This window comes from Monashia sp. HAY1-2A, from assembly GCF_056755315.1.
Window position 1 is genome coordinate 1 of sequence record NZ_JBNDHY010000233.1, and the last position, 4,456, is coordinate 4,456.

The 4,456-nt window shown below is 69.5% G+C and carries 3 protein-coding genes; 2 read left to right on the top strand and 1 reads right to left on the bottom strand.

The annotated features are described in order from the left end of the window. The coding region (locus ACPYOM_RS21015; RefSeq protein ID WP_481347435.1) for a glycoside hydrolase family 3 protein at positions 1 to 2,265 on the bottom strand (2,265 nt) is incomplete at its 3' end. A gap of 279 nt (positions 2,266 to 2,544) precedes the next feature. On the opposite strand from ACPYOM_RS21015, the gene ACPYOM_RS21020 reads away from it, so the two are divergent. Both ACPYOM_RS21020 and ACPYOM_RS21025 read left to right on the top strand, forming a co-directional pair. After that, the gene (locus tag ACPYOM_RS21020) at positions 2,545 to 3,729 is read left to right on the top strand and encodes an ROK family transcriptional regulator (protein ID WP_481347436.1); all 1,185 of its coding nucleotides are present in this window, start codon (positions 2,545 to 2,547) and stop codon (positions 3,727 to 3,729) included. Positions 3,730 to 3,940: 211 nt separating this feature from the next. Beyond that, a partial coding sequence (locus tag ACPYOM_RS21025) for an isoaspartyl peptidase/L-asparaginase (protein ID WP_481347437.1) occupies positions 3,941 to 4,456 on the top strand: 516 nt, incomplete at its 3' end.

Here is a 4,456-nt window from a genome sequence, read left to right on the forward strand (position 1 = left end):
GGCCTGCACAGATCCGTTGCCCGACAGCGTGCGTGCGGACAGGTCGAGGTTCGAGAACGCGAACGTGGTGTAGGACAACCCGTAGCCGAACGGGAAGAGCGGGGTCCGGTTCTTCGCGTCGTACCAGCGGTAGCCGACGTTCAGACCCTCGGAGTACTGCACCTTGCCGTCCACGCCGGGCCACTGGGCGTCCGTGGAGGCGGGCACCTGGTCGAGCGAGGTGGGGAAGGTGACGGGGAGCTTGGCCGACGGGTTGGCGTCGCCGAACAGCAGCGCGGCGATGGCGTTGCCGGCCTGCTGGCCCGGGTACCAGGCCTCGAGGACGCCCTTGACCTTGTCGAGCCACGGCATGGTGACCGCTGAGCCGGTGTTCAGCACGACGATGGTGTTCGGGTTGGCGGCCGCGACGGCGTCGATGAGGTCGTTCTGGTCGTCGGGCAGGTCGATGTTCGGCTGGTCGCCGCCCTCGCCCTGGTAGAGGTTTGCGTACACCACCGCCACGTCGGACTTGGCGGCCAGAGCCGCCGCCTGCTGCGCGAGAGCGGCCTTCGGCGGCAGCCAGCCCAGGTTGACGTAGGCCCCGCCGGTGCCCTGGTAGTAGTCCACCTCGATCTGCACGGGCTTGCCCGCGGTCAGGTCGACCTGGCCCGTCTCGGTGTGCGCGCCCTGGTCGCGCCAGTTGTCGATGACCTGCTTGCCGTCGATGAACAGCCGAGTGCCGTCGTCGCTGGTGACTCCGAAGGTGTACGTGCCGGTGACCGGCGGCGTCACCGTCCCGGTCCACTTCGTCGAGAAGCCCGCGGCCGGCACGCCCGAGGCAGGTGCACCTCTCCAGTCGAACTTCACCTGCCGGTCGATGCGTGTTGCGGCCGGTGTCCCCGACAGCGTGGTGTTCGCGTAGTACTCGCCCGTCAGACCGTGGCCGGTACCCGACGCCGGAGTCAGGAACTGGCTGTCGATCGCGGGCAGGGTGCCGAAGTCACCCTTCGTGCCCGGGTTGCCCTGCGCGTACTGCACGTCGACGCCGGAGCCGGCGCGTGCCGTGATGCCGTCGTACGGGTTGACGGTCCCGGTGCCGGCGACGATCGCGCTGCCGCCGCCGGCGCTCAGCGTGTTGTCCTTGGCGCCGCTGCCGATGACCGCGATCGAGTTCACCTTGCTGGTGTCCAGGGGCAGGGTGTCCCCGGTGTTCTTCAGCAGGACGGTGCCGTCCTCGGCGGCCTTCTTCGCGACGGCGACATGCGCCTGGGTGGAAGCGACGGCGTCCGGGGTGTCCGCCGACGGGTGCTCGAAGAGCCCGAACCGGAACTCCTCGCGGAGGATGCGCACGACCATGTCGTCGACACGGCTCTGCGCCACTCTGCCGTCCTGCACGGCCTGCTTGAGCGCCGCCCCGAAGAAGGAGTCGTTCGGCATCTGCAGGTCCATGCCCGCGTTGGCCGCCTGCACGGTGCTGTGTGTGGCGTCCCAGTCGGACGTGATGAACCCGTCGAAGCCGAAGCTGGTCTTGAGGATGTTGTTGAGGTACGCGTTCTCGCAGGCGTACGTCCCGTTGATCAACGAGTACGAGCACATCGCCGAGGACGGTTGTGCCTCGGCGACGATGGTCCCGAAGGCGGCGGTGTAGATCTCGCGCACCACCCGGTCGTCGATGACTGCGTTGTCGGCGAACGTGTTGCGGTTGGTCTCCTGGTTGTAGACGGCGTAGTGCTTGACCTGGGCCATCGTGCCCTGCGACTGGATGCCCTTGATGTTGGCCGAGCCGATCTGCCCGGCGAGGTACGGGTCTTCGCCGTAGGACTCGAAGGCCCGGCCCCACCGCGGGTCACGAACGATGTTGATCGTCGGGCCGAGGACCAGGTCAGCGCCCTTCGTCTTGGCTTCAGCCCCGACCACCTGTCCGTACGTGTCTGCGAGCGAGGTGTCGAAGGACGCCGCGACAGCGGCCCCGGCGGGCAGCTGGGTCGTGTCGTTCATGCGTACGCCGACCGGGCCGTCCGTCATCTTCAGTGTCGGGATGCACAGCCAGGGCTCGCCCGGGATCTGGCCCGTGTAGGCGGAACCGGCCGCGCCGTGCACGAGGTAGATCTTCTCGTCCAGCGTCATCTTGGCGAGCACCGCTTGGGCGCGTTGGGTGGGCGTGGCGTGCTGCCCGACCCACGGACAGTCGGGGGCCGCGGGGGCCGCCGGCGCGGCGGTGGGGACGACCAGGCTGCCGCCAAAGGCGGCGCAGGTCGCGGCGAGCAGGACGGGCCATCGCTTCAAGCGCATAGCGACTCCATTTCGGTGCGTGGGAAGCCGCGCCGACCGGGGGCGACGCGTGAGAGGAAAATTGGTGCTGACAGGCGTAAGTCGGTCGTGCCCATGCCCGAGAGAGGCCGCCGACGGGTGGCCGGGACCGTTCCTGCACTGATCGCCTCGAGTACCGGTTTTACCGATAAACCGCTAGGATCGGATTTAAGGTAGTGGCAGGTCGAATAGGCGGTCAACACCTTCGAATTTTGATTATCCGCGACGAAATTCGCCGCGAACGGAGGAGCGGGCATGGCCACCTACAGCACCGCGGAGCGGGTGCGGCGAGCCATGCGTGACGAGGTGCTCGACCACGTGTGGCAGCACGGAAGCGCGTCCCGCCCGGAGCTGGAGTCCGCGCTGGGCATGAGCCGCCAGACCGTCGCGGCGGTCGCACAGAACCTGCTGGACGACGGCCTGTTGAGGGAGCACCAGGGCGCGAGCGACGGTCGCGGCCGGCCGAGCCGCCGTCTGCTGCCCCGGTACCCGCCCGGTGCCGTCGTCGGGGTGGACCTGGGCCACCGGCACCTGGGCGTCGCCGTTGCGACGTTCGACCTGACCGTCCGAGCCGAGGCACGGTCCGCGGTGGACGTCGACGACCACCCCGATGTGGCCCTGGACGCCGCGGCGCGCCTCGTCCGCCGGCTGGTGGACAAGCTCGAGCACGAGGCCCGGGACCGCCACTCGGAGGCCGGACCCGTGACCACCTGCGTCGCCGGAGTGCCGGGACCGCTGAACGCGGCGCGGCAGGCCGTCGCCTCCCCCACGATCCTGGCCAGCTGGTCCGGCCTCGACCTGGCCAGCGAGCTGAGCGACCGCACCGGGCTCACGGTCCACCTCGACAACGATGCGAACCTCGGCGCCCTCGCCGAGCACCGGCACGGCGCCGCTCGAGGCAAGGACAACGTCATCTACGTCAAGGCATCCGACGGCGTCGGCGCCGGGCTCATCATCAACGGGGCACCGGCACGCGGCAGCTCGGGAGCGGCGGGCGAGATCGGGCACACCCAGATCACCCAGGAGGGAGCGTGGTGCCGATGCGGCAACCGCGGGTGCCTGGAGACGATCGTCTCCAGCCAGCAGGTGCTCCATCAGCTGTCTCACCTCCGCCCGGGCGAGTCCGGCCCGCCAGCGCGACTGCACGAGTTCGCCGGCCACCCGGTGGCCCGGAAGGTCTTCGCCGAGTCCGGCAGGACGCTCGGCCAGGTTCTGGCCAACCTGTGCGCCCTGCTCGACCCGGCGACCGTCGTCATCGGCGGCGAGATGAGCCAGGCGGACGCCTTCATCGACGGCATTCGCGAGTCGATCCAGCGTCTGGCACAACCCGGCTTCGAAGACCACGTTCAAGTGGTGCCGGCCGCGCTGGGCCTGCGTTCCGAGATGATCGGCAGTCTCACCCTCGCGCGTGACATCGCGCTGCGGTCGGCGCTGACCTGACAGCGCCCACATCGGCTGGCCGCTGACGCTCACGGTGCCTCCCGCCACAACACCGGGGCCGGCGGCTGGCCTCTCGGCGAGCGCCCAGCTTGTAATGAACAGTACGGCATTGCTACTGCTCTTCCGTTTCGTACTGTTTGCCTCTAGGGTCGGGTCACGCCCCGCGCCCTCACGGCGGGGATGGAAGCCACGGAGGAGACAGAGACAACCGATGCGTCTTATGGACATCGCCCCTGCGGCCCGCGGCTTCTCGCTGGTCCTGCACGGCGGAGCAGACGGCCGGGCCGCGGCGCTCTCCGTGGAGCAGGAGGAGCCGTACGCCGAAGGCCTGGCCGCGGCCTACCGGGCGGGGCGGACGGTCCTCGCAGCCGGCGGCTCGGCCCTCGACGCCGTGTGCGCAGCGGTCGTCGAGCTCGAGAACTGCGTGCTCTTCAACGCCGGTCGTGGTGCGGCGCTCACGGCCGAGGGTGAGGCGGAGCTGGATGCATCGGTCATGACCGGTGACGGCCGCGCCGGGGCTGTTGCCGTGACACGACGGGCGAAGAACCCGGTTCTCGCGGCTCGGAAGGTCCTGGAGGAGACCGACCATGTGCTGCTCGTAGCCCCCGACGGAGCTTTGCTCGAAGGCTGGGGCGTCGAGACCGTGGAACCCGAGTACTTCGTGACGCAGTCACGGCGGCAGCAGCTGTCGAGTGTCCGGGCTGGGGTGCTGGCGCAGAGCAGGCAC